Genomic DNA, 24,092 nt, shown 5'->3' with positions numbered 1-24,092 from the left:
CGCCGACACTTCACCGCGCATGCTTATCTAGTGGTGTGTCCGATCCGCTGGCCGACCCGCTGCTGCTCGGTCAGCGTGTCGTCGCGATCCTAGAGACAGGCCTGCGCACCGCGACCTACAAGCTCGCCACCTTGATGGCGCTGATTGACCATTGCATTGAACATCTACCCGACGCGCCAGCCGAGACGCTCGTTGTCCCCATCCCCGATCTGGCACATCGCGTCCTCGAAATCTACTGGCGGCAGGTCCGGCCGTTTGAGGGGCAGGAGCTGCGCCAGTCGACGCAGCCCCGGGCTCGAATTCTTATTGCCGCGAATACTTTTCGGGCAGCGGCTGGGCGTAACACGGCGCTCGAGGTAGCAATGGTGCGGGTGCCGTCGGCTTATGGAACCGCGATCGATGAGATCACCCTCTGCCTTGCCCAGCAGCCGCTACACCGACTGCAACGTTTTCCCGGTTCGGCCGCAAGCGAGCCGTTCCTGTACGACGACTCGTTCCTCAACGACCAGATCTCCCGCAAGGCACTTCGCGCTCACGGCGACGCCATCGAGCTGAAACCCGGTGTGGCATATGGGCTCGCTCGCCTTTCCGGGCTGCTGAAGCCGGCACTGGAAATCATGTGGGTGGAGGACGTCCGGCGCATCAATAAATTCCTCGAGGCCGACGTTCCGGACGTCGCCGGTCATCTCTTCGGCCGCGAGCGCGTCGCGTTGGCGGCGGTACGCGAACCGTTGAAGGAAGCGTTCGGGGCCCGTTGCTTCTATTGCCGCGCGGAATTGCGGCCCGACAACCCCATTGATCACGTATTGCCGTGGTCGGTCGTGGGGATCGACGGGTTGGCCAACCTTGTCCTCGCCTGCGCTCGGTGCAACGGGGACAAACGAAATTCGCTACCCGCCGTCGAGATCGTGGATCGGGTTCTCGGACGCAATCGAAATGTGTTGGAGCAGATCGCCATCGAACTGGAGTGGCCCACCCAGCGCGACCGCGTCGTCGCGGCCGCGCGGGGGCTGTACCGCGGTCAGCCGAACGGCGTGCCGACCTGGGCGGGCTACCACGAGATCACCGCCCTCGATATCAGCTATCCACCGTGGTGGATACGCGTCGCTCCCGAAGACTTTCCGCACCATTAGACCTGGTTCGGAATCGTGACCGTATGCGATATCGCTCAGGCCGCAGACCGCAGCGACGACGCCCGATCGTGCGCCCGACGGCCGACCGTGCGGCCGAATCCGGACAGGATCTGATGCGGGCGCTGCTGCTCACCCTGCTGCGCCCCAAGCACGACGATCGATCCGGTGAGCACCGGCAGGGCCCACTGCAGGTAGCGCAGCTGGCGCTGCGCAGAGGCGACGTCCGAAGGTGTCTGCGACGACGGGTCGGTCGCGCCGTGCGTGTGATGGCCGGCGCCCTCGGAAGCCTTCGCCCCCAGGCTGCCGGCGTACGCGGTGGCGCCGAGCGCCGCGCCGGTGGCGGCGATCTTCGCGACGGTGTTGCCGCGGACGCCGGTCTGGTAGCGGGCACGGTGCCGGTTGGCGGCCAGAATCGACGCCCCGCCGACCAGGTGCGCGGCGATCGCGGCGGCGTTGACGGGGCTCCACTTACCCCACCCGACCGACGCCACGCGGGCCCGGTCCTGGGGTTCACGGACGGCGGCCGCGGCACCGTTGACACCGATCGCCCCCATCAGCGAACCGCCGAACCACGCGGCGGCGCCGAGGTCATGGAGGGACCGGATCACGGTTTTGCGAGTAGACATGGAAAATCCCTTCTGGGAAGAAGATTGCACTGGCGCAACGATTCTCGGCACCAGCCAGACCAGGCACGGATACACCCATGTCGACCTTCCGAAACATCGCGCTACTTATCGACGAACGCTGCGGTGTCGTAGTAGGTCCGGAACGAGTCGATGAGGTCGCCCTCCGCCTCGAGCACGCTGACGCCTTGATAGCGAAAGTCGCTGCCGTCCTTCAGCGTGCCTTCGGACGTCCACTCCAGGAACGCCACGCGGTCGTCGGTGGCAACCCGCTGAAAGGTGGCGTCGATCGCGTCGAAAACTTCGCGGTAGCGCTGCCAGAACTCTCGGGCACCCTGCTTGCCCTGATCGTGGTGCGGCATGCCGACTTTGCTGAGTTTCGCATCTTCGGCGAACAAGTCGACAATCGGCCCGGATTCACGGTTGCGGTGCAGGTCGGCCAGCGCCGCAACGAACTGTTCGGTGATTGCTTGCATACCCGTGGGTACCCGGCATCCATCGACCGACACACGGCGTCGGCGTAAAGAACGTCCAGGGTTATCAGGCCTGGGCATTGGGTACCTCTCCTAAATATTTATGGCTGCTGAGCCAACTAGCGCCTGTCCAATCTCGAGTCTGGAACTTTCGCTATGGTCGCAGCGCAACTAGGCACAAGCAGATATCAACGCGAGCAACGCTTTACGCTCATGAGCTGGGCGGTGCTGATTGCCATCGGTGCGCTCTTGGCCGCTTTTCACAGCTGGCGGACCGAACAGCCGGCGCCGTCCAACGAAGCCGCCCCTCCGGTTCAGCCCACACTGACGATGCCTGTCTGGCTCGGTCAGTCGCAGCAGTCCATCGACGGATTGGTGACCGCTCGGAACAACATCGCCGCCGCGGCATCTCGCCAGGACATCCCCGCGACGGGGGCCGCCTGCAGGATTGCCGGTGACGCGGTCGCGCAACTCCGCGAACACATGCCGAGTCCGGAACCGGCGGTGAATTTGCTTCTGCAACAAGCCATTAGCAGCTACACGCTCGGGCTACCCGACTGCATTTCAGCGTCCCACAATATCGACGGCGAAGGCATGCAGCGCGCAGCGAGCTTCATCAGCTACGGCGACAAGTCGATGCAATCCGCCCTCGACCTGCTCGGAGCCGAAACGGACGGGCCACCGAACGGCTTGGGCGTGCTGATCGTTTGAGCGGTCAGCCGGTGGTGTTCGCGATCAGGACGTCGATCTTGGCGCGGTTCGCGACGGCGCCGGGGATCGAGAACACCCGACCGATGATCGCGGCGCCGGTGTCCAATCCGACGTTCCCGACGACCAGGAGGTCGGCGTCTTCTTCCTCGGCAAGGTCCACCAGCGCATGCACGGGACCGCCTTTGACCGGCCGATCCTCGATCTTGGTGGCTCCGGCCGCCTTCGCTCGATCCCGCGCGTCGTGCAGCATCTGATAGACGGGCCCGGTTCCGGTGACCTTGTAGGCCTCCGCTCCCAGCGCGTCGGCGGCGCGGGTGTCGTCCTTCTCGGGCAGGTAGCCCGTTGCAATGATCAGCTTCGCGTCGGAATCGGCAGCGATTGCTCCGGCGCGCTCCACCGCGCGCAGGGACGATTCGGAACCATCGGTTCCGACCACCACGGTCTTGTAGGTCGTCATAACCTGACCGTAGCGCCGCTGTCCACCCGTGGCCCGCCGTTTTCGCAGAAATGCCCGCCTGAACAGGCTTCGCGCCGCGTACCGTGAGGCGGTGGCCGCCATCGACCGCAGCCGGACCATCGCCGCCGACCCGCGGGCCGTCTGGGACGTGCTCGCCGACTTCGGCTCGATCAGCGCCTGGGCCGACAACATCGACCACTCGTGCATCCTCGTGCAGGGCCGCGAACCGCTCGGTACCACCCGGCGGGTGCAGATCGGGCGCAACGCCCTGGTCGAGACGATCACCGAGTTCGACGCCGGCGTCGCGCTCGCCTATGACGTCGACGGCCTGCCCAGGCGGGTGCGGCGATTCAGCAATCGCTGGGGCCTGCGGCCATCCGGTGACGGGACGGTAGTCACCGTGACGAGCACCGTCGAAATCGGTTCTGGCGCAGTGCGAAAGCTCGCCGAACGGGTGGTGTGCCGCGTCCAAACCCGGCAGTCCGACATCATGCTCGCCGGCCTAGCCCGCCGATTGGAGAACCGCGATGCCTGATCAACCCGACATCATCATCCTGATGACCGACGAGGAACGCGCGGTCCCATCGTATGAGTCGCCCGAAGTGCTCGCCTGGCGGCAGCGAACCCTGCACGGCCGCAACTGGTTCGACGACAACGGCGTCCGCTTCACCCGGCACTACACCGGCTCACTGGCCTGCGCGCCCAGTCGCCCAACGATTTTCACCGGCCACTACCCCGATCTGCACGGCGTCACCCAGACCGACGGCCTCGGCAAGATGCCGGACGATTCGCGGATGCGCTGGCTGCGCCCGCGCGAGGTGCCGACGATGGGCAGCTGGTTTCGCGCCGCGGGCTACGACACCCACTACGACGGCAAGTGGCACATCTCGCACGCCGACCTGCATGACGCCGACGGGTCAGTGGTGCAGACCAACGACGCCAACGGCGATGTCGACCACGACGCGGTGCAGCGCTATCTCGACGCCGATCCCCTTGGTGCGTTCGGGTTTTCGGGGTGGGTGGGGCCCGAGCCGCACGGCGCGCTGCCGGGTAACGCGGGCATTCGCCGCGACCCGCTGGTGGCAGATCGGGTCGTGACGTGGCTGATCGACCGGTACGCCCGGCGGCGCGCCGGCGACCCCGCCGCACAGCGGCCATTCCTATTAGTCGCGAGCTTCGTCAATCCGCACGACATCGTGCTGTTCCCGGGATGGGTGCGGCGCGGCCCGCTGAAGGCGTCGCCGCTCGACCCGCCGCACGTGCCCGCGGCGCCGACGGCCGATGAGGACCTGACGACCAAACCGGCGGCGCAGATCGCGTTCCGGGAGGCCTACGCGACCGGTTATGGACCGGCCCCCGTGATCGAGCGGGCCTACCGCGGCAACGCGCAGCGCTACCGCGACCTGTACTACCGGCTGCACGCCGAGGTCGACGGGCCTCTGGATCGGGTGCGGCGCGCGGTCACCGAGGGCGGCTCGGACAACGCGGTGCTGGTCCGGACGTCCGATCACGGGGATTTGCTTGGGGCACATGGTGGTTTACACCAGAAGTGGTTCAACCTGTACGACGAGGCGACCCGGGTTCCGTTCGTCATCGCACGGATCGGCGCTGGCGCCACGGCGGCGCGGGAGGTGACGGCGCCGACGTCGCACGTCGACCTGTTGCCGACGCTGCTGGCCGCGGCGAGCGTCGATGTCGAGGCGACGGCCGACGACCTGGCCGACTCGTTCTCCGAGGTGCATCCGCTGCCGGGCCGCGACCTGATGCCCGTGGTGGACGGCGGACCGGCCAACGACGATCGCGCCGTCTACATCATGACCCGCGACAACATGCTCGAGGGCGACACCGGCGCCTCAGCCGCCGCCCGCCGGTTGCGGCGAGTGTCGAATCCGCCTGCGCTAATTCGCATTCGGGTTCCCGCCCACGTCGGGTCGAACTTCGAGGGTCTGGTGGTCCGCGTCGACGGCCACCTGTGGAAGCTGGTGCGCACCTTCGACGACCCGGCGACCTGGACCGAACCGGGCGTGCGGCACCTCGCCGCGAACGGGCTTGGCGGCGAGGCGTACCGGATGAGCCCGCTGGACGACCAGTGGGAGTTGTACGACCTCACCAACGATCCCATCGAGGCCGCTAACCGATGGAGCGACCCGGGCCTGCACGAGCTGCGCCAACACTTGCGGGCCCAACTGAAAGCGGCACGGGCCGAGGCAATCCCGGAGCGAAACAGGCCGTGGCCCTATGCCTCTCGGTGGAGCCAAACCCTATAACGCCGGGCTGGTCCAGTCCGTCGGATCGGCGCTGCGCTGCTGCTGTTCGGCGGTGAGGTCCGGCAGATACTTCGGGTCATTGGCGCGGCGCACCAGGACGCTCGGATGCACCAGCGCATCGGGGCCCAGCGGCCGTTTGCGGCACCCGACCAGATACCAGAGCTTGCCGTTGTCATGGATCGGTGCATTGGCGAAATCCTCTGTCACCGCGCACTGTTGGCGGTAGGAGTCGGGGTCCTGCGTCAGCTCCGCGGCGACGCCGTCGGTAACCCACTTCAGCGCGATGGTCGCCAACCGGCAGTCCTTGAAGGTCCCGCCGACGTCGGCGTGCACGCCCGCGAACCAGCGCTCCTCGAGGCCCAGCGGGTGTCGTTCGACGAGGTATTCGCGGTAGGGGCGGCGCCGCTCGTCGATCGAGACGGCGTGCCGAATGCGTGCCACGTTCGGCAGCGCACGGGTGTAAGGCCAGCGCAGATTGCCGAAGCGCAAGAATCCGGCGGCTTTCACGGTGTCCCACGCACCGAGGTAGGCCACAGGCACGGCGTAGTGCCAGACCTGGTTCGGGCTGTTCTTCTTGACGGTCTCGAACAGCGGCTCGTTTTCGGTGCGCCAGCAGAATGCGCGGGCGAACTCGGCCCACTTGTCGTATTCGTCGGCGGTGAAATACCGGTTGATGGCGTACTTTTCGACGGCATACGGCAGCAGATTCTCCGAGCCGGGTCGCAGCAACCCCGGACGCAACAGCATGCCGGCCAGCGCGCGTGCGGTGTAGGCGCCGCGGCTGAAGCCGAAGATGTAGACCGCATCGCCGGGCCGCCAATGTTGCATCAGGTACCGATATCCCTGTGCCACATTGTGTTTCAGGCCAATGCCGAAGGCCTGCTCGAACAGCAAGACCAGCGTGCTGGGCAGCGACGTGTGCATCGGCGCCAGCGTGCCGACGCCCGGGTCGTAGTAAGCGAGTTGACTGGTGGGATCGTCCTTCTTGACCATCTCGAAGAACTTGGCGACGTTGGTGAGGTTGCCCGCGCCGATCTGATTGGCGGTGCCGTCGAAGCACAGGACGATGCGCTTCCCCTGCGTCATCTGCCGGACTCTAGTTCGCGGCACAGGCATTGTCGGGGAGTTCGACAACACCTAGGCTCGGGTTTTATGCATAGAGAACCAAAGCTTGCGCGGCGATTTCTCGACCGGTTCGAGCCGATTCACGGCGTGACGTACTTCGCCCCCGAAGTGCGCGAGGCGCTGGACGGGCTGGGTTACAAGGGCTACTGGATGGGCTATTTCGCCGCACGCTCGGCGCCGCTGGGCGCGGTACCGCCGGAGGTGGTGACCGCGATCTTCTACAACTTCGCACCGTCACGGGTGGCCAAGGCGCTGCCGGCGGCGTGGCAGATCGCCGGGCCCGCCGAGGCCTTGCGCGTGCGCCTGGACACCGCCGTCGGGGTGCTCGAGCGCTATGGTCTCGGCGGTGACGAAAACGTCCCTGCCGCAGCGGAATTGCTCGGCAAGGTCGCGAAGAGCGCGCCGGTGTGCGGGCGGCCGCTGTTCGCGGCGAACCGGGCCTTGCCGTGGCCTGACGAGCCGTTGGCGGCGCTGTGGCACGCGACGACGTTGCTGCGTGAGCATCGTGGCGACGTACACACGTCGGTCCTCAGCGCCGCAGGCGTGACGGGCCGGGAATGCAACGTGCTGCACTCCGCGTCGGGCGCCATCCCCCGCGACTACATCGCCAGCACCCGTGACTACGACGACGAGGAATGGCAGTCGCAGGAACGGAGCCTGGCCGCTCGGGGCCTTCTGGCAGACGACGGGTCGCTGACGGACGCCGGGCGCGCACTGAAGGACCACCTGGAGACCCGCACCGACGAGCTTGCCCTCGCGGTGCTCGACGTGCTGAGCGACGACGAGGTCGAGACGTTGTTCCGGGTGCTGACCCCGATCACCCGCATCGTGGTGGAGGCCGGTGACGTGCCGGCGATGACGCCGATGGCGCTGCGCCGCAACGAGTTAGACGACGCCAGCGCGCATCTGACCGGCTAGCCCGCCAGAAACTCGATCCGGTTGCCGGATCCGTCGCGGGAGTGGAACCGGCGTCGGCCCGGGATCTCCGCTTCGTCGGCCCAGTCGACGCGGTAGCCGGCCGCTTCCAGCCGGGACGCCGCGTCGTCGATGTCGACGACGAACGCCGGGTGCGCCTTGAGTGCCGGCCGGAAATCCTTCTCGACGCCGATGTGGATCTCGCCGTCCGGGCCGCCGACACCGGGGACCCGGAACCAGCAGCCGCCGCGGCGCTTCAGCAGTGGCGGCTTCTCGAGTTCGTCCCAGCCGAGGGCGCCGGCGTAGAAGGCGCGCTGGTCCGCTTCGCCGCCCACCGGGCAGGCGACCTGAACGTGGTGGATCACTAGCGGCCGAGGGGCTTGTAGAAGACGATGCCGTTGCCCTTGTTGTCGTACACCACGGCGCGGCGCTCGTGGGCGTCGTCGTACGGGCCCCTCACGATGCCGCCGCCGTTGGCCTCGATCGCCTGAGCGGCGCCGTCGACATCGTCGGTCTTGATGCCGACGACAACCTGGCCGGGAATGGGATGGTCCACCTCGGTCGCGAGCGCGAGGGTGACGGGGCCGCCGTCGAGCGCGGCGAAGTGGGCGCCGTCGCGAAATTTCAGCGCCATGCCGAGGGTGTCGCTGTAGAACTTGATGGATTCGTCGAGGTCGTCGGTCGACAGGATGATGAGCTTGACCTGGTAATCACTCATGGGAACCTCATTTCTTGGGCGTAGTCGCCACGGTAACTCTTCTGGCGCTGGTCAACCCGAGATTCGGCTAGCGTTCATCAGGTAATGAGTCATTCGAATCGCCGCTTGGCGGGCGTTGTCTGGTTTTGCGGAGCTTTTGCCTACGTGGCGCTCGAAGCTGTTGCGGCATACGCGTTTCAATCTCGCTACAGCTATGCGCACAATTTCATCAGCGATCTCGGCGTGCCGGGCTCTGGGTCACCCTTGGCGTGGTTGATGAATCTTGCGTTCTGCGTGCAGGGTTCGCTGCTTTTCGCCGGCGCGGTGGCGTTGCGTCGGACGGGAGCGTTGGCCTGCTGCGCCGCTGCGAACGCCGTCGGCAACCTGCTCATCGCGTTCTTTCACAGCGGGTCTGCCACGCATGCCGTCGGCGCGGTGCTGGCGATCGTGGGCGGAAACGCCACAGTCCTTGCAGGAGCGTCAATTATCGGTGCCCCCCGGCACCGTCGGGTGTCTCTCGGGCTGGGGGTGTTCGGCCTGCTGAGTTTCGTGGTGTTTGTGATCGACCTGAAGTCCGGCGCGCTGCCGCGCGGGCTGGTCGAGCGCTGCAGCGTCTACTCGATCACGGTGTGGCAGTTGCTCACCGGCACTTGGCTATTCAGCCGGCGGCCCACTCCTTAGCCTTGTCGAGTTCGTCGAGGGTGAAGATCGCCAACTCACCCGGGATCATCCACGCGAGCGCGTGCAGTGTGTGCCCGACCCAGGCCTTGTTGGACACCACCGCGATGCGTTTGAAGTTCGCGTGCTGCGGCCAGACCGTGCTGAAGCCGAGCTTGAGGTCTTCTAGCAGCCCGCCCGGGCCGAAGCCCTCGTAGTCGTCCGGGATCACCTCGACAATGCGGATCTCGTTGGTCTTGAGCATGTCCTCGATGGTGGGCTTGACCTCGCGCAACTCGTCACCGCCGAGGCGGCCCGAGACGCGGACACCCGTCACTCCCGCGGGCATGTCCGGCAATAGTTCGATCATGACATCCACTATCCGCAAATCCGGTTCGCGAGGCCACCGATGGTCAAGACTGGACTCATGACAGATGCCGATGCCGACCGTGTGGCGGTGTACCTCGACTTCGACAACATCGTCATCTCGCGGTACGACCAGGTCAACGGGCGTAGTTCGTTTCAGAAGGACAAGGCGAAGGGTCTGAAGGCGGACCGGCTGGAGCGCGCCACCGTCGATGTCGGCGCGATCATCGACTTCGCCTCCTCATTCGGCACGCTGGTGCTGACGCGGGCGTACGCCGATTGGTCGTCGGAGGTGAACAACGGCTATCGCCAGCAATTGGTCGGCCGCGCAGTCGATTTGGTGCAGCTGTTTCCCGCGGCAGCCTACGGGAAGAACGGCGCCGACATCCGGTTGGCCGTCGACGCGGTCGAGGACATGTTCCGGCTGCCCGACCTGACGCATGTGGTGATCGTGGCCGGCGACTCCGACTACATCGCGCTGGCGCAGCGCTGCAAGCGGTTGGGCCGCTACGTGGTGGGCGTCGGGGTGGCCGGGTCGTCGAGCAAGGCGCTGGCCGCCGCGTGCGACGACTTCGTCATCTACGACGCGCTGCCCGGGGTGCCGGTGGCCAAGACGCCGTCGAAACCCGCGGCCGACGAGGCCCCGGCGCCGGACAACGACGCCGCGGCCACCGCGCTGCTGACCCGCGCGCTGCGGATCGGCACCGAGAAGGACGACGTCGACTGGCTGCACAATTCGGCGGTCAAGGCGCAAATGAAGCGGATGGACCCGTCGTTCAGCGAAAAATCGTTGGGCTTCAAGTCTTTCAGCGACTTCCTGCGGTCGCGGTCGGATGTGGTCGAGTTGGACGAGAGTTCGACGACGCGGATGGTGCGGCTGCGTTAGGCGACCGGCACGGCGTGGGTTCTGAGCGCGGCCATCACGTCCGGGTCGGGCCAATTGTTGACGCGGTAGCGCGGCGGGAAGTAGCCCGGTGTGGGCTGAATGCCGACCAGGTCGATGACGACCGAGAACGGCACAGCGAAGCGACCGTCGTCGTTGGCGAAGAAGACGTAGTCGACTTCGGGTAACTCGCAGAGCACTCCCTCGCCCCACACGGCGGCCGACCACTTCCCGTGCTCGGTGTCGATCAGTTGCGTTGCGGCGACGAACGTCTCGATCAGCTGCTCTTCGTAGAGCTGTGCGAGGAAGCCGGCCTGTTCGGCGTATTGGCGCGCGGCGGCTTGGGCCCGGGCCTGTATCGCGTTGCTGCGCAATGGGTGTGGGCCGGCGTCGAGGTATGGGGTGAGGGCGTTGCCGGCAGCGGTGAGCGCCTCGGGCGACGCCCCGCGATCGGATTCGCCGTACAGCTGTGCGGCGGTGTCGAAGAGGTCCTGGCGCTCGTAACCGATGACGAGCGTGTCCTCGGTCGGGACGAACGCGACGGGGCGGGGTCCGTTCGGCTGAGCGAACGACGCGAGCCAGCCCGGCGTCAGGATGGCCGAGGTGATGTAGCTGCTCTGGTCGGCGTCGACGAACACGCCTTCGGTGCCCGGGTCGTAGCTGCCGGGGGGATGCAGCGCGGCGACGTTCTCCCGGCCCGCGACGAAGAGGTCGGTGCCGGTGACACCCCAGGCCGTGGTGTTGTCGGTGGTGACGATGAGCCGCGCCTCGGGCAGGTCGATGGCGACCAGCTCGTGCAGGAAGGTGGTGATCGGAATGCGCCACGGCGGAGTGTCGCCGGGCTTGAGCAGACTCCCGTAGGTGGCGGGCCGCAGGATCGACCGCAGCAGGGGACGAATCTCGGCCCAGGTCGCCGGCGCATCCATGCCCGCCAGCCTAAATGCGGCGCACGGGCCCGCAAGTCACTGTTTTTGCGCGGAGACGAACCAGTGCGTCGGCGACGCCTCTTCGAGCCCGTCGGGTGACGGGCGACCGTAGCTGGCCATCAGCTCGTCCGACGGGGTCGCGGTGACCTGCCAGCCGTGCCGGCGCAGCCAATCGCCGACATCTTCGCGCTCCTCGAAATACCAGAGCTCGTCGGTCTTCGGCACCTCGAGCTGTGTGCCCGACTGCTCCATCAACTCGCGCACGCGGTCCATCCGCTCGCGTCGCTGCGCGCGCAGTTCGGGGACGGCGAATTCGGGTCCGAGGCCCTCGACGGCGACGTGACTGCCGGGAGCGGCGAGTTCCTGGATGCGGTCGAACAGCAGGTCCTGGGCCGCGGCGGGCAGGTACATCAGCAGGCCCTCGATCGACCAGACACTGGGTTTGGTGGCGTCAAAACCGGCCTGCCGCAGTGCCGTTGGCCAGTCCTGCCTCAGGTCCACTGCGACGGCGACCCTGTTGGCCTTCGGCTCGGCGCCGTGGTCGTGGAGGGTTTCGAGCTTGAAGTCCAGGACGCGATCCTGATCGAGCTCGTAGACGGTGGTGCCGTCAGGCCAGGGCAGCCGCCACGACCGGGCGTCCAGGCCGGCGGCGAGGATCACCGCCTGTCGGACACCGGCATTGGCGGCGTCGATGAAGGCCGTGTCGAAAAACCTTGTGCGCGTGGCGAAGTAGCTGACCAGTGCCTGCATGCGTTGCGGCATGTCGGGTTCGGCCTCGACGACCTCGGTGGGCAGTTCAGGGGCGCCGTACCAGTCCCATACGCCGTGTCCGACGCGGTCGAGGAACACCCGCGCGAACGGGTCGTTGATCAGCGGGTCGCTGCTCTCGGTGTCGGCAGCCCGCGCCGCGGCCACACCCAGCGCCGTCGCGCCCACACTCTCGGTGATTTCCCAGCTGTCGTCATCGGTTCTCGCCACGACTCGACCCTACATAGCCAGGCATAATCACGGTCACTATGACCTCTCGACGGCCGCACATCATCCGGCTTGCGGTGTTCGCCGTGTTCCTGGCGGTGATGTTCTACCTGCTGGCCGTCAAGCACGTGGTGAATATCGAGGACGTGCGGGGCTGGGTGAAGGCCACGGGCCCGCTGGCACCGTTCACCTACGTGGTGTTGTCGGCGGTGCTCGGAGCGATCTTCGTGCCGGGCCCGATCCTGGCGGCGAGCAGCGGTCTGTTGTTCGGTCCGCTGCTGGGCGTGTTCGTGACGCTGGGCGCGACGGTCGGGACGGCGGTGGTGGCGGCGTTCCTCGGCCGGCGGGCCGGACGGGACAGCGCGCGGGCTTTATTGGGGGCGTCGCGAGCGGATCGGCTCGACGCTTTGATACAGCGGCGGGGGCTGTGGGCGGTGGTCGGTCAGCGGTTCATCCCGGGGTTGTCGGATGCTTTGGCGTCATACGCGTTCGGAGCATTCGGAGTTCCTCTGTGGCAGATGGCCGTTGGCGCCTTTATCGGCTCGGTGCCGCGGGCGTTCGTCTACACGGCGCTGGGCGCGTCGATCGGCAACAAGTCGCCGGTGTTGGCGTACGCGGCGATCGGGGTGTGGTGCGTGACGGCGGTGGCCGGCGCGTTCGCCGCCCGGCAGGGGTTCCGGAAGTGGCGGACGCCTGACGAGCCGGAGGCCGACGCCTCCAAGGCCCCACCCGTCACGCCGCCGAAGCACTAGTCGATTTGCCCGCCTTCGAGCGAATTTCAGAGTCCCACGCCGTCGGCCGCCGCGGTGGCCACGTCGCCGCGCAGACCCGAGATGGGTTCACTGCCGCGCACATGGATCGCGTTCGTCAGCAGAACGACGTAGGTATCCGAGCCCGGGTCCAACCACAGCGAGGTGCCGGTGAAGCCCGTGCCGCCGAAACTCCCAACGGGAAAGACCAGGCCGCGCGGCTTGGAGAACGCCGTGTCGATGTCCCAGCCGAAACCGAACAACTCCTGCCCTTCGATCGCCGGATAGTGCGGGGCGAGCAGCGGATCCATCGGGTTGGGCGCCGTCGCGGCAGCCTTGCGGACGGCATCGTTCGCGGCTTCGACCTGCCCCGGCCTGCGTCCCGGTTGTTGGGGAGTTGTCATCATCGCCAGGGTCGCTTGTTGTAGCGGAAAAGTACTGGGGCGGTTGGCAAGCCGATCGAGCAACGCCTGCGCGTACAGGGCGACGTCGTGCGCCGTCGAGAAGATACCGGCGTGCCCGGCCACCCCTCCCATGCGCCGGGTCGTCGGGTCATGCACGGTGCCCCGGAGCAGATGACCGCGGTCGTCGACCGCCGTCGGCGCGATGCGCGGCCGCACCTCGGCGGGCGGCAGATAGCGAGTGTCGGTCATGCCCAGTGGAGCGAAGATGTTTCGCTGGACATAGTCGTCTTCCGCTTCCCCGGTGAGCTTTTCGAGCATGGCGCCCAGCAGGATGTAGTTGATGTCGGCATAGCGGTAGACCTCGCCGGGAGCCGACTGCAGCGGCGCGCTGAGCGCGCGGCGAATGCCTTCGGCCTTATCCGGCGCGTCGACGCCCCACGGGTCGTCGAGGTTGACATCGATCGGCTCGCCGGACGTGTGCGTGAGCAACATCCGAACGGTGACCCGCTGCCGCACCGGGTCGTTGTCCGGATTGAAGTCGGGCAGGTACGTCTGCACGGGCTCGTCGAAGGCGACCAGCCCCTTCTCGTGGAGCTGCATGACGGCTGTCGCGGTGGCGAGGCTCTTGGTCATCGACGCGATGTCGAAGATGGTGTCTTCGGTCATCGGCTCGGCGGGTGCGGGCGACCCGTCCAGCCCGTCTTCGCCGGCGAGCTTGCGTGACCCGTACGCCTGATGGAAGACGATCCTGCCGCCGTGCCCGACCACCACCACACCGCCGGGCAGCTTCTCGGCGGCGATCGCGTCGTTCATCAACCTGGAGATCGGCGCGAAATCGGTTGCGGCAGGCTGTATTCTCTCGCGCGGCGCGGTGTACCTAGCCGACGACGCGGTAGCGAGCATCAGCACGCAGAGGGCGATAGCAACGGCTGCCCGCACGGTGCCGTCAGACAGCGGAGGTCGGCGTGGGCGGAACCGGAATGGGCGCGAGTATGTTGCCCTCGCGGATCGAAGAACAGTTCTGCGTGGCGGGCAGGCCGGCGAAACGCTGTTTGGTCCATCTGGTGGCGTGGTGCAGCCAGATGGGGAGGCTCCAGATGTGGCTCAGCTCAGCGTATTCTTCGTAGTGGACCGTGACGCCCCTTGCGCAGTAGTCGCGCGCGAGCGTGCGCACATCTCCGGCGATCATCACGCCGTCACCGGCCCCGATACCGGGCTGGTCGCTCGGGGTGCCCTCGAGTTCGCCGTGGGCGCCCTGCCCGATGAAGAGCGGGATGGTCGGCGTGCCACCCGTGCCCATGATCAGCTGGTTGGCGCAGCGCACGTAAACCGGCACCTGCTCCGGGGTCGGGTACTCGGGGACGACCAGATCGCTCCACGTCAGACCGTCGTACTGGCCCAGCACGTCGACGATCGACGCGGTCTGCATCGCGTTGAAAATCCTTGTGCCGTTGGGGGTTAGGTAGGTCGCCAGCTCGGCCTCGACCTCGAATGCGCGCGAGATGCCGACCAACGCCATCGCCATGACACCCGCCCAGAACCCGGCCCCCTCGACATAGTGCAGGTTGTGCGCCGGGTCGACCAGCACGCCGCCCATCGCGGCGCCGATCAGACGCTCGTTGACCTCGGGTGCGTAGGTAGGGGCCAGTTCGGCGGCCCACTCGGTGGCGATGGCACCGCCGCTGTATCCGAGCATCGCTACCTTCGCATCGCCCGGGACGGCCGACGAATTGACCGCGGCACGAATCGAATCGAGGGTGTTCTTGCCGTATTCGGGTCCCGCGGCGAAGTCGGCGCGCTGACCCTCGGTGTCGGGCACGATGATCGTGTAGCCCTCGGCTAGGAACGGGCCGAAGACCACCGCTTCGACATGAGTGATGACGCCGCCGAGGTGGAATCCACCCCAAATGGCATAGGACGGTTGATCGTTGCGGTTCAGCGAGTCGTAGGCGGATTGAAACGAGAGCACTCTCGGCGCGCCGAAATGGAACGGCGGCCTGATGATCGAGGTGACGTTGACGGTCGGCTTGCCGGTCTGGCTGGTCGACCGGTAGAGCAGTTGGGTGGTTTCGAGCAGGGTCGGGAAGCCAAACAAGTGGTAATGAAAGTGCCTGGCGTCCACGACTGTTCCCGGCGCGATGCTCTCCAGCGGCGCGGAACCGGTGTAGGAATAGAACGAATCATTGTGCGGCTGAGGTAATTCTACGGCCCTGCCGGGCACGCTGTTGCGCCCCGGATTCCACACCGGAAACGACGGCGTCGTCATACCTTCCCCCAAGTCATGTCAGATAGCGGTCTCGCAACCGGGCCAGGCGGCTGGTCGGCACTTGAATTGCCGCCATCACCGCGCTCATCGGCGACGCCACCGACTTCGGCAGCGTCCGCGGCTTGGCGACTGGCGGGCTGTCGCCCTCCCACCACGTCGGTGTCAGCAGCGCCGTCGTCAGCGGGATCGCTTCGTCGACGCTGTTGCGTCCCCACCTGCTGGCTCGGTCGATGGAGGTGGATGACGGCGCCAGATTCACCGGAGACAGGGTCGGCCCGAATCGAATGAGCTGATCGGCATACGGCAGGTTGCGTCGCATCTGCAACGCGACCGCCTGGGTGATCGGCACCAACCAGAGGTTGCGCGGATCCCATTGCGGATGAAAGCAATCGAATGCCAGGTAGCAGGCGTTTCGGGTGCCGAGCCGTCCGTCGCGGACGCGCTTCCACGCCAATTCGATCGGGACGTTGCTGGCGGTGCCGCCGTCGACGAGGGCCGCAATGTCCTCCTCCTCGAAGAGCCTGTCAAGGAGCGGGACCATCCGCGGGTCGTTCGTTTCGTGGTGCAGCACACCGGGAATGGCGGCGGAGAACGAGGCCGCGTCGACCACGTCGAAGTCACGGGCCGGGCTGTCGTCGCCGATGATGATGGGCTTGACGACCCGCAGGTCGATGAAGGCGGCGACCTGCCACATCCGGGTGCCGACGACCGGGCCGATGCCGATCGGGCGGAACGGAACCGAGCGCATCTGCAGGGCCGCCAGCGCGGGACGGCGGAACCGCGAAGGCAGCGCCGTGTACGGCTGCCGGCGCACCCCGGCGACAACGACGTCGAATGGAATCGCCAAGTCGGACATACACATTCGCTGGCCGTCTTCACGGCTGAGCATCGCGGCGGCGAACTCGTCGAAACGCAGCGCGAACATGCCGGCCAGGCCGTGGCGGCGGCGCAGTCGCTCGGGTCCGAGGATGGCGCGATAGGACACCGTTTTCGCCCAGGCGACGTATTCGTCGATGGGAACCGGTAATTCGCGGCTGACCAGGCTGCCCAGGATCGACCCGATGGACGCGCCGATCATGTAGTCGGGCGTCTGGCCGGCCTCGAGGAGCCGCTGCATGCCGCCGATGTAGACGAAGCCCGCTCCCCCACCGCCGCCGAGGACCGTGACGAGCTTCTTGTACCCGACCTCGGCATCCAATTCGGTTGCGGAGAAGTCGTTTCCGTGCCGCTCGATGAGCACACGCCGTTGGTCGTCTTGGTCGGCCTCCAAGTTGGCCAGCGCGTCGCGTGCGGTTTGCAGCGCGGTGACGAGATCGGTCTCCTCGCGCAGGGGGCCGTAGAGCGCGTCGGCCACCCGCGACCGCCAGGGCGCGACCTCGGCGCCGACCGAAACGCCGCCGCGTCCGCGACTGCCGTCCGGGCCGGCGGCGCCGGGTTCGAAGTCGGCGAGCCGCGCGAAGTTGAGGATGTAGCGCAGCTTGCGCAGTTCCTCGTCGCTCAGCACGCCGGGTTCCGCGAGGTGGTGGCGGATCAGCCGGTTCTCCATCCGCTGCAGCAGCAGGTTCGGCTCGGTGGAGAGCAGATGGTCGGCGTCGACGGGCTCGACGGCCTCGTGTTCGAGTTCCTCGATGTCCGCCAGCCCGGGGTCACGGCGGCCGAGTCGGCCGAGCACCGTGTCGACCACCGGGATCCGCATGGGATCAACCTACCCATGCCGTCGCACCGTGCGGCGAATTACGTGCTGATCGCCGTTGCGGCGGTAGCCAACTGGGTTCTGACGGTGGTGTCCGCCCGCAGGAAGCTGCCGGTGCGTTGCGCGCCGAGCATGTCGGTGGCCTTGCCGTCGAGGAACACGGCCCGTCCGGCGACGAGCACGGCGCTGACGGTGTCGTCATTGCGGTTCACCATCCGCGAGAGTCCGCCGTACTGCTCGACCTCCTGCTCCGCGTAGCCGTCGAGCGAGTCGTCGAGGTGCGCGGGGTCGACGACGACCAGATCGGCGCGGTCGCCCAGTCGCAGATGCCCGGCGTCGATGCGATACCAATCGGCGAGCTCGCCGGTGAGTCGGTGCACCGCCCGCTCGACGGTCATGAACGGCCTACCGCTTTGCTGCGCACTGTGGACGTGGCGCAACAGGCGCAGCCCGAAGTTGTAGAAGGCCATGTTGCGCAGGTGCGCGCCGGCATCGGAAAAGCCCATCTGGACGCCGGAATCGCTGGCCACCTTCTTGAGCATCTCGGGCCGGTGGTTGGAGATGGTGGTGCGCCAGCGCAGCGCGGTGCCGTGCTCGACGACCAGGTCGAGGAACGCGTCGACGGGATGCAGCCCACCACGGTCAATTCCCACCTGCCCGAACGACTTTCCGACCACGGCAGGATCGGGGCAGGCGACGATCTCGGCGTCGAAGAAGTCGCGGTGCCATACGCGCAGCCCGAACTTACTGTCGTAGTCCTTGCGGAACCGCCGCCGGTAACCCTCGTCGCGAAGCAGGTCAAGGCGTTCTGCCACTTGCTCTTTCAGGTGCATGGCGGCCGCACCTGAGCCGAACTCCTCGAAGATCACCAGGTCGATACCGTCGGCGTACACCTCGAAGGGAACCGGGAGGTGCTGCCAGCGGAAGTCGCCGCCCAGCTTGTTGACCAAGCGGGCACCAGGACCCAGCATGGCGATCAATCCCGGGGTTGCCTTGATGTCGGCGGCAGAGAGCAAGCTGGTTTTCAGCGGCTTTCGCATGACGCCCAGCGACTGCGCCACCTGGGACGCGATGTTGAAGGGGTTCTGAATATCGGGGCCTGCCTGCAACACTCGGCCGGCGCGCCGCAACATCGACTTGAGCCGGCGCAGTTCGCGCGGCTTGGCATACGTCGATGGCAAGGTGCGCGAGCGGCAGGTGTCGCCGTCGAGCTTGTCGAATAGCAATTGCTGCGAGGACATTCCGACGAACCCGGCGTCGAGCGCCTCGGCAAGCATCCGCTCCATCCGAGCCTGTTCGGACGCGGTCGGGGTGACGTCTTTGCGGGTGGCGCGGTCCAGGCCCATCGTCGCGGTGCGCATGTCCGAATGGCCAATGAAGGCAGCCACATTCGGTCCCAGCGGCCGCGCCTCCAGCGCGGTGATGTACTCCTCGCAGTTGGTCCAGGTCTTGTGCTCGTCGATCGTGCTGATGACGTGGTCGCGCGGGATGGCTTCCACCCGGCCGAACAGATCGCCGGCGTCCTGGCCGTCGACGTGGACCGTCGACAGCGAACACGAGCCCAACAGCACCGTCGTCACGCCGTGGCGCAGCGACTCCGACAGCGCCGGCCCGCCCAGTACTTCGACGTCGTAGTGGGTGTGAATGTCGACCATACCGGGCAGCACCCACTTGCCTTCGGCATCGATCACCTGGCCACAGCCGGTCTCGTCGAGGGGCTGTTCGCTGATCTCCGCGATGCGACCGTCGACGATGCCGAGTGTGCGAATCGCCGAGGGGGCGCCGGTGCCGTCGAACCAACGGCCGTTGCGGATGACGGTGTCGAAGCTCATGGTTGTCCTTCCTGCGACCTATTCAGGATGCGGAGTCAGGCGCTCTCACGTCTTGACACTTGCGGACAAATATTTGACATTTGTTGACATGTCTGTGGTTCGTGGCACATCGCTGTCAGGCTTTCCGCAGTTGGTGGCCGAACTGGGCGGCGATCCGGTTGCGATTTTGAAAGCCGCCGGCATAGCGGCTCGCGATGTCGGTGACCACGAGGTCTTTCTGCCGTACCTGAGTCTCATCGTGGCCATCGAGACGGCAGCGGCAGCCACGTCGACGACGGATTTCGGGCGGCGGTTGGCGCTGCGGCAGGGCATCGAGATTCTCGGACCGCTCGGTGTCGCAGCGCGCACCGCCGCCACCGTCGGCGATGCCTTCACGATTGTCGAGACGTTTCTGGCTGCCTACAGCCCGGCCATCTCCGCGCGCATCGAGGCGTGCGACGATCCGGAGCACTCGTTCTACGCGTTCGAGGTGTTGATCGAACGACCGCCGCCGCACCCGCAGACAACCGAGCTATCCCTGGGCGTGTCGCTGGGCATGTTGCGGTTCATGCTCGGCGCTGAATACCGGCCGATGGCGGTGCACCTGCCGCACCAACCGATAACCGCTCCAGCGGAGTATGCGAGCTACTTCGGCTGCCGACCACTCTTCGCCCGGCCCACCGCCGGATTCACCTTTCGGACAGCCGATCTCGCGCGTCCTCTTGAGCAAGACGCACTCACCCACCAAGCGGTCGTGCGGTACCTACGCGGGATCGCCACCCACCAACCCGCAATGACCGAGTCGGTGCGCAGGATGGTCCGCCAGCTGTTGCCGACCGGCGCGGCCAGTCTCGAGTTGATCGCTGCCCAATTCGACCTGCATCCAAAAGCGTTGCACCGCCGCCTGTCTGCGGAACGCACGACCTTCGGCGAACTCATCGACAGTGTGCGCCGCGAGACCGCCGGGCACTACCTGCGAGACACCGACATCAGCCTCACGCACCTGACCAGAGAACTCGGGTACGCCGAGCAGAGCGTGCTCAGCCGATCCTGTCGGCGTTGGTTCAGTTGCGGTCCACGGCAATACCGAGACTCGTTTCGTTAACGCTCACCGAGCGCGTCGCGCACGTGGCCGTGTGCGCGATCGAGCCGGGATTTGGCCTCGGCGGCGTCGATGCCCGCGAGCAGTGCGACGATCGCCGTCTTGGCGTGACCGCCCGCCTCGGTGAGCGCGGTGGCGGCTCTGTCCTCATCGACGTTCGCCGCGTCGCGGACGATGCGGACCGCGCGGCGGCGCACCTTGGCGTTGGTGAGGCGTACGTCGACCATCCGCGGCCCGTAGGCCTTGCCGAGCGCGATCATAACGCTGGTCGAGATAGCGTTCAGCACGATCTTCTGCGCCGTTCCGGCGGTGAGGCGGGTTGATCCGGCGAGAACCTCAGCGCCGGTGAGCAATTCGATCACATGGTCGGCGTGGGCTTCGCTGTGCGCATTGTTGACGATCGAGACGGTGAGCGCGCCCAGTTTGCGGGCGTGTTCGAGCGCGCCGAGCACGTAGGGCGTCCGGCCCGACGCCGTGATCCCGACGAGCGCATCTTTCGGCGTCAGATCGGCGAGATCGGTGGGGCCGAAGGCGTCTTCCGCGCCTTCGATCGCCTCGGTCAAAGCCGTTGGTCCGCCGGCGATCACGGCCCGCACGAGGTCGGTGCCGAAGGTGGGCCCGCACTCCGCCGCGTCGAGCACGCCCAGTCGGCCGGGCGTTCCGGCACCGGCGTAGATCAGCCGGCCGCCGTTCTGTAGTCGTGCTGTGATCGCCTCGGCCGCCGCCGCGATGCGCGGGACTTCAGCGGCTATCGCCTGATGCGCCTCGCCTTCGGCGGCGACGAGCAGCTCGACGATGTCGGCGATCGGTCGCGCGTCGAGGTCGTGCAGGTCGTGGCGCACACCTTCGGTGGCGAGCGTGTCGAGGCTATGCACGGCAACGGGTTTGGCGCTTGTACGGATGACGTGCGGCTCGTGGATCTTGCCCAGTTGCAGCGCGCCGTCGAGGGCGTCGCCGACGGTCGGGACTGCGTTGAGCTTGCCGCGAAGCGCGTCGGCGAGGCCACCGACCAGCGCCACCGGGCCGCCGCCGAGCGCGCGAGCTGTTGCGGCAAGGGCGTCGACAGCTGCATCGACGATTTCCAGGGCCACCGGATCGTCCTGCGCGGCGAGGACGTCGGGCGCGAAGGACGCTATCGCGGCCGCGTCGTTGAACTGGGCGGGCCAGGTCTGCGGTGCGCCGAAGCGGGCTTGGGCGGCGTCGAGCAGCGTGGTGGACGGGCCGCGGCCGTCGTGGGAGCGCAGCGCGGCGCGGAGACCCTCGGCGCCGATCCATGCGCCGCCGCCCTCGTCGCCGAGCCACGGGCCCCAGCCGTCGGCGGTCCGCAGGGTGCCGTGCGCGTCGATCGCGACCGCGGCGACGCCGGTGCCCACTACCAGCACGGCCCCGGGCTCACCGTTCAGCGCGCCCGCATGCGCGGTGACAGCGTCGCTGGTCACCGTGACCTGCTCCACCCGCAGCGACGTCAACAGCGCCTGCCCCAGCGCACTTGCCGCATCCGGCGCGGCGAATGCTCCCGCGACACCGACGACCACCTCGTCGAACGGGCCGAGGTCCCGCGTGACGGCGACGATCGCCGCCTCCGCGCCGCGCACGCCTCCGGGAGTCGCGAGCCCGGGCGCGCCCGCTCCCTCGGCCCGGCGCCCGTTTGCGGCGGCGCGGCAGGTCGTCTTGCCGAGGTCGACGGCGAGGATCATCGCGGCGGGTCGAGGTAGCGGCGCGCGCCCCAGTAGTCCCCGTCGAGTCGGACCGGGGTGACGCGCACCGGTTCCGACTTGTCGAATGCCTCGATCATCTTGCCGTTCCCGTAGTACATGGCCACGTGGTGGATCGCATCGGGATTAGCGGGGTCCTTGCCCTCGTGTGAGTAGAAGAGGAGGTCGCCGGGTTGTAGCGCGGACTTGTCGACGGCGCGGCCCCGGCTGTCGGCGGCCTGCGGGCCGGCATCGCGCGGCAGGGTGATGCCGTGCACCTGGTAGATGGCGGCGGTGAAGCCGGAGCAGTCGATCCCGAACCCGGACACGCCGCCCCAGACGTAGGGGATGCCGAGGAATACGGCGGCGTATCGGATCAGGTCGGCCCCGGTGGGACGCGTTATGTCCGTGGGCTTTTGGTAGACCGACACCGCTCGTGCGTCCAGCCACTTCGGGCCGCGGTCCGGGGTGGCGACCTGGACGGCTTTGTCGGTGCGGCTCACAACGGGAAGCCGGGTGTTGGTGCTGATCTCGAGGTCACGCTGGGAGAGTTCCGGCTCGCGGTACAGCCAGGAGGTGAGGCCGTGGTCGGCTTGCGCGAAAGGACCGCGCCCCTTCGCTGCGGCGTAGCCCGGATCAATCCTCAACTGGGACTTGGGAATCCAGCCGGGATAGCCCTGAGTGTCCTTCGGGGTGGACTGGCCGGGCACCCGCACTTCGTCCCAGTCGCCTTGCTCTTTGATGACAATCACGCGGTCGCCGTAGAGGACTTGTGTCTGGTCGAGCTCGTCGGAGGTGAGCGCCTCCTGCTGGTCCTGCGTCATGGCGGATACCCAGCCGCGGATATCGACCGGGTTGGTCACGGCCGGCTTATCGACGGGTCGCGGGCTCTGTGGCGTCGTCCATACCGTGGCTACCGACACGGCGACATAGGCATCGCGCGTCGTCGGCGCTGCGGAGACGGGCGCTGCCAGTCCGATGGTCAACGCGCCGGCGAGCGCTAGTCGGATCGCGGCGCCGGTCATGTTCGTCGACGTTATCCGAGCTTTGGCGCGGCGCCCGGTCGGCGCGCGGCGGTTGAGTCACATGCGTCACCTCTCCGAGGTGACTCTCTTTTTTCGTTTCAGGACCACATGCGATATCACTGACCAACCGCCGGGAGATCCTCCGCGCCGCCGATGAGCTTTGCACGCATGTGGATGAGCACATCTTCGGTCATCGCGAAGCCGCCGAGGTGGCTTTCGGATCGAACGGTGAGTTCGGCGTCCTGCAGTTGTGTGACGGCCGTGCGCACGCCCGCCACAGGGACGACGTGGTCGGTCTCGCCGTGCCACCATCGCACCGGGACTTTCACGTCAACGAGGCGAAAACCCCAGTCACGCCCAAGAAGTCGCGCGTCGTCGACCATGGCCAGGCAGCGACCGCGGAAGGCGTTGACCATGTCGTCGACGAAAATCGCCTCGACTTCGGGATCGTCGAGGACCTTGCGGTCAACCTCGGGCCACATGCGCATGTAAACGCGATAGGCGTAGTGCGCAAACGGAATTAGCGGAGCGAGCAAAATGGTCGCCATCACCGCGAGCGGTCGACGAAGCTGCGTGAGGATCGGGCCGAAGCGGCGGGCGACCTCGGTGGCGCCGGCGCGGGTGGCCTCGGGACCCACTGCGGGGACTGTGCCGTCGAGCACGCCGACGGCGGCCACGCGGTCGACCATCGGAGGCAGCGCACCGCAAGCCAGCGCATAGGGACCGCCACCCGACATACCAACCACACCAAGCTTTTTGGCGTCGAGCGCGTCGGCCACCTGGGCCATGTCGGCGACCCACTCGCTCACCGAGGTATAGCGGTGGGAGTCGGATAGGCCGGTGCCCGGCCGCTCGATGACGATGACGCGAAGGCCGAGCTTCTCGGCGGCGCGGCGCCCCTTGGCGAGGAATTGCCGTCGCGCCCCGAGGGTGCCGTGGAACCACAGAATGACCGGGCCGTCGGGGTCACCGAATTCCGCATAGCCGAGGCGTCGGCCGTCGGCGAGATGGAATTGACCTTCGGCCCGTGGCTTCTCGACCCGCGGGACGCCGGGAGGGTGATGCAGTGGATTGTCCATCAGGCTTCAGCGTAGGCGACCGCTCAACCTACTGATGGCCGCCAAATGCCCAGTTAAACGC

At 67.1% G+C, this 24,092-nt stretch carries 25 protein-coding genes; 9 read left to right on the top strand and 16 right to left on the bottom strand.

Annotation, left to right across the window (positions count from 1 at the left end):
- Positions 1 to 35 precede the first annotated feature (35 nt).
- The gene (locus PT015_RS22020; protein ID WP_285187201.1) at positions 36 to 1,133 is read left to right on the top strand and encodes an HNH endonuclease domain-containing protein; all 1,098 of its coding nucleotides are present in this window, start codon (positions 36 to 38) and stop codon (positions 1,131 to 1,133) included.
- A gap of 35 nt (positions 1,134 to 1,168) precedes the next feature.
- On the opposite strand, the gene PT015_RS22015 is transcribed toward PT015_RS22020, so the two are convergent.
- Both PT015_RS22015 and PT015_RS22010 read right to left on the bottom strand, forming a co-directional pair.
- The gene (locus PT015_RS22015; RefSeq protein WP_285187200.1) at positions 1,169 to 1,759 is read right to left on the bottom strand and encodes a hypothetical protein; all 591 of its coding nucleotides are present in this window, start codon (positions 1,757 to 1,759) and stop codon (positions 1,169 to 1,171) included.
- 101 nt (positions 1,760 to 1,860) lie between these two features.
- A complete protein-coding gene (locus tag PT015_RS22010) occupies positions 1,861 to 2,232 on the bottom strand; it encodes a nuclear transport factor 2 family protein (protein ID WP_285187199.1) in 372 nt (123 codons plus the stop codon).
- A gap of 210 nt (positions 2,233 to 2,442) precedes the next feature.
- Here PT015_RS22010 and PT015_RS22005 point away from each other — a divergent pair, with 210 nt between their 5' ends.
- A complete protein-coding gene (locus tag PT015_RS22005) occupies positions 2,443 to 2,940 on the top strand; it encodes a hypothetical protein (protein ID WP_285187198.1) in 498 nt (165 codons plus the stop codon).
- Between the two features lie 4 nt (positions 2,941 to 2,944).
- Here the strand turns inward: PT015_RS22005 and PT015_RS22000 are convergent, their stop codons facing one another.
- Complete coding sequence (locus tag PT015_RS22000) at positions 2,945 to 3,397, bottom strand: universal stress protein (protein WP_285187197.1); 453 nt, start codon at positions 3,395 to 3,397, stop codon at positions 2,945 to 2,947.
- 91 nt (positions 3,398 to 3,488) lie between these two features.
- Here PT015_RS22000 and PT015_RS21995 point away from each other — a divergent pair, with 91 nt between their 5' ends.
- Both PT015_RS21995 and PT015_RS21990 read left to right on the top strand, forming a co-directional pair.
- On the top strand, positions 3,489 to 3,932 hold the full coding sequence (locus PT015_RS21995) for an SRPBCC family protein (protein ID WP_285187196.1): 444 nt from the start codon (positions 3,489 to 3,491) through the stop codon (positions 3,930 to 3,932).
- Positions 3,925 to 5,664: a sulfatase-like hydrolase/transferase gene (locus tag PT015_RS21990; protein ID WP_285187195.1), complete on the top strand. Its 1,740-nt coding sequence runs from the start codon at positions 3,925 to 3,927 to the stop codon at positions 5,662 to 5,664. Before PT015_RS21995 ends, PT015_RS21990 begins: the two co-directional genes overlap by 8 nt.
- Here the strand turns inward: PT015_RS21990 and PT015_RS21985 are convergent.
- Positions 5,659 to 6,750, bottom strand: coding sequence for a DUF2235 domain-containing protein (locus PT015_RS21985; protein ID WP_285187194.1), 1,092 nt, complete (start codon positions 6,748 to 6,750; stop codon positions 5,659 to 5,661). The two genes, PT015_RS21990 and PT015_RS21985, sit on opposite strands and share 6 nt — an antisense overlap.
- Before the next feature lie 66 nt (positions 6,751 to 6,816).
- On the opposite strand from PT015_RS21985, the gene PT015_RS21980 reads away from it, so the two are divergent.
- Positions 6,817 to 7,707: an SCO6745 family protein gene (locus PT015_RS21980; protein ID WP_285187193.1), complete on the top strand. Its 891-nt coding sequence runs from the start codon at positions 6,817 to 6,819 to the stop codon at positions 7,705 to 7,707.
- Here PT015_RS21980 and PT015_RS21975 read toward each other — a convergent pair.
- Positions 7,704 to 8,039, bottom strand: coding sequence for a VOC family protein (locus PT015_RS21975; RefSeq protein WP_285187192.1), 336 nt, complete (start codon positions 8,037 to 8,039; stop codon positions 7,704 to 7,706). The two genes, PT015_RS21980 and PT015_RS21975, sit on opposite strands and share 4 nt — an antisense overlap.
- A 29-nt stretch (positions 8,040 to 8,068) precedes the next feature.
- Positions 8,069 to 8,422 (bottom strand): VOC family protein, encoded by a 354-nt coding sequence (locus PT015_RS21970; RefSeq protein WP_285187191.1) that lies wholly within the window; start codon positions 8,420 to 8,422, stop codon positions 8,069 to 8,071.
- 105 nt (positions 8,423 to 8,527) lie between these two features.
- Here PT015_RS21970 and PT015_RS21965 point away from each other — a divergent pair, with 105 nt between their 5' ends.
- Positions 8,528 to 9,082 (top strand): DUF998 domain-containing protein, encoded by a 555-nt coding sequence (locus tag PT015_RS21965; protein ID WP_285187190.1) that lies wholly within the window; start codon positions 8,528 to 8,530, stop codon positions 9,080 to 9,082.
- Here the strand turns inward: PT015_RS21965 and PT015_RS21960 are convergent.
- The gene (locus tag PT015_RS21960) at positions 9,060 to 9,428 is read right to left on the bottom strand and encodes a SpoIIAA family protein (protein WP_285187189.1); all 369 of its coding nucleotides are present in this window, start codon (positions 9,426 to 9,428) and stop codon (positions 9,060 to 9,062) included. The two genes, PT015_RS21965 and PT015_RS21960, sit on opposite strands and share 23 nt — an antisense overlap.
- A gap of 57 nt (positions 9,429 to 9,485) precedes the next feature.
- On the opposite strand from PT015_RS21960, the gene PT015_RS21955 reads away from it, so the two are divergent.
- On the top strand, positions 9,486 to 10,310 hold the full coding sequence (locus tag PT015_RS21955; RefSeq protein ID WP_390887885.1) for an NYN domain-containing protein: 825 nt from the start codon (positions 9,486 to 9,488) through the stop codon (positions 10,308 to 10,310).
- Here the strand turns inward: PT015_RS21955 and PT015_RS21950 are convergent.
- Both PT015_RS21950 and PT015_RS21945 read right to left on the bottom strand, forming a co-directional pair.
- A complete protein-coding gene (locus PT015_RS21950; RefSeq protein WP_285187187.1) occupies positions 10,307 to 11,233 on the bottom strand; it encodes a hypothetical protein in 927 nt (308 codons plus the stop codon). The two genes, PT015_RS21955 and PT015_RS21950, sit on opposite strands and share 4 nt — an antisense overlap.
- 36 nt (positions 11,234 to 11,269) lie before the next feature.
- A complete protein-coding gene (locus PT015_RS21945) occupies positions 11,270 to 12,211 on the bottom strand; it encodes a class I SAM-dependent methyltransferase (RefSeq protein WP_285187186.1) in 942 nt (313 codons plus the stop codon).
- 38 nt (positions 12,212 to 12,249) lie between these two features.
- Between PT015_RS21945 and PT015_RS21940 the strand changes: the two genes are divergently transcribed.
- On the top strand, positions 12,250 to 12,960 hold the full coding sequence (locus PT015_RS21940) for a TVP38/TMEM64 family protein (protein ID WP_285187185.1): 711 nt from the start codon (positions 12,250 to 12,252) through the stop codon (positions 12,958 to 12,960).
- A gap of 26 nt (positions 12,961 to 12,986) precedes the next feature.
- On the opposite strand, the gene PT015_RS21935 is transcribed toward PT015_RS21940, so the two are convergent.
- The 4 genes from PT015_RS21935 to PT015_RS21920 are packed head-to-tail and all read right to left on the bottom strand — an operon-like array spanning position 12,987 to position 19,152.
- Entirely contained in the window at positions 12,987 to 14,264 is a 1,278-nt protein-coding gene (locus PT015_RS21935) for a serine hydrolase domain-containing protein (protein WP_390888047.1), read from the bottom strand.
- 43 nt (positions 14,265 to 14,307) lie between these two features.
- Complete coding sequence (locus PT015_RS21930; protein ID WP_285187183.1) at positions 14,308 to 15,627, bottom strand: lipase family protein; 1,320 nt, start codon at positions 15,625 to 15,627, stop codon at positions 14,308 to 14,310.
- Positions 15,628 to 15,640: 13 nt separating this feature from the next.
- Positions 15,641 to 17,323, bottom strand: a complete 1,683-nt coding sequence (locus tag PT015_RS21925) for a patatin-like phospholipase family protein (protein WP_285187182.1) — start codon at positions 17,321 to 17,323, stop codon at positions 15,641 to 15,643.
- A 38-nt stretch (positions 17,324 to 17,361) separates the two neighbouring features.
- On the bottom strand, positions 17,362 to 19,152 hold the full coding sequence (locus tag PT015_RS21920; RefSeq protein WP_285187181.1) for an N-acyl-D-amino-acid deacylase family protein: 1,791 nt from the start codon (positions 19,150 to 19,152) through the stop codon (positions 17,362 to 17,364).
- Positions 19,153 to 19,240: 88 nt separating this feature from the next.
- Between PT015_RS21920 and PT015_RS21915 the strand changes: the two genes are divergently transcribed.
- Positions 19,241 to 20,236: an AraC family transcriptional regulator gene (locus PT015_RS21915; protein WP_285187180.1), complete on the top strand. Its 996-nt coding sequence runs from the start codon at positions 19,241 to 19,243 to the stop codon at positions 20,234 to 20,236.
- On the opposite strand, the gene murQ is transcribed toward PT015_RS21915, so the two are convergent.
- From murQ to PT015_RS21900, 3 genes are all read right to left on the bottom strand, one after another.
- Positions 20,233 to 21,930, bottom strand: coding sequence for an N-acetylmuramic acid 6-phosphate etherase (gene murQ, locus PT015_RS21910; protein WP_285187179.1), 1,698 nt, complete (start codon positions 21,928 to 21,930; stop codon positions 20,233 to 20,235). The genes PT015_RS21915 and murQ overlap by 4 nt on opposite strands.
- A complete protein-coding gene (locus PT015_RS21905; RefSeq protein ID WP_285187178.1) occupies positions 21,927 to 22,952 on the bottom strand; it encodes a C40 family peptidase in 1,026 nt (341 codons plus the stop codon). The genes murQ and PT015_RS21905 overlap by 4 nt, the downstream gene beginning before the upstream one ends.
- A 116-nt stretch (positions 22,953 to 23,068) precedes the next feature.
- Positions 23,069 to 24,031 carry an alpha/beta fold hydrolase gene (locus PT015_RS21900; protein WP_285187177.1) on the bottom strand — a complete coding sequence of 321 codons (963 nt, stop codon included), beginning with the start codon at positions 24,029 to 24,031 and terminating at the stop codon, positions 23,069 to 23,071.
- Between the last annotated feature and the right edge of the window lie 61 nt (positions 24,032 to 24,092).

Source organism: Candidatus Mycobacterium wuenschmannii (genome assembly GCF_030252325.1).
In the GTDB taxonomy this organism is placed as follows: Bacteria; Actinomycetota; Actinomycetes; order Mycobacteriales; family Mycobacteriaceae; genus Mycobacterium; species Mycobacterium wuenschmannii.
The sequence above is the reverse complement of the archived record's forward strand: the minus strand, read 5'-3'. Positions and strand labels throughout refer to the sequence as shown.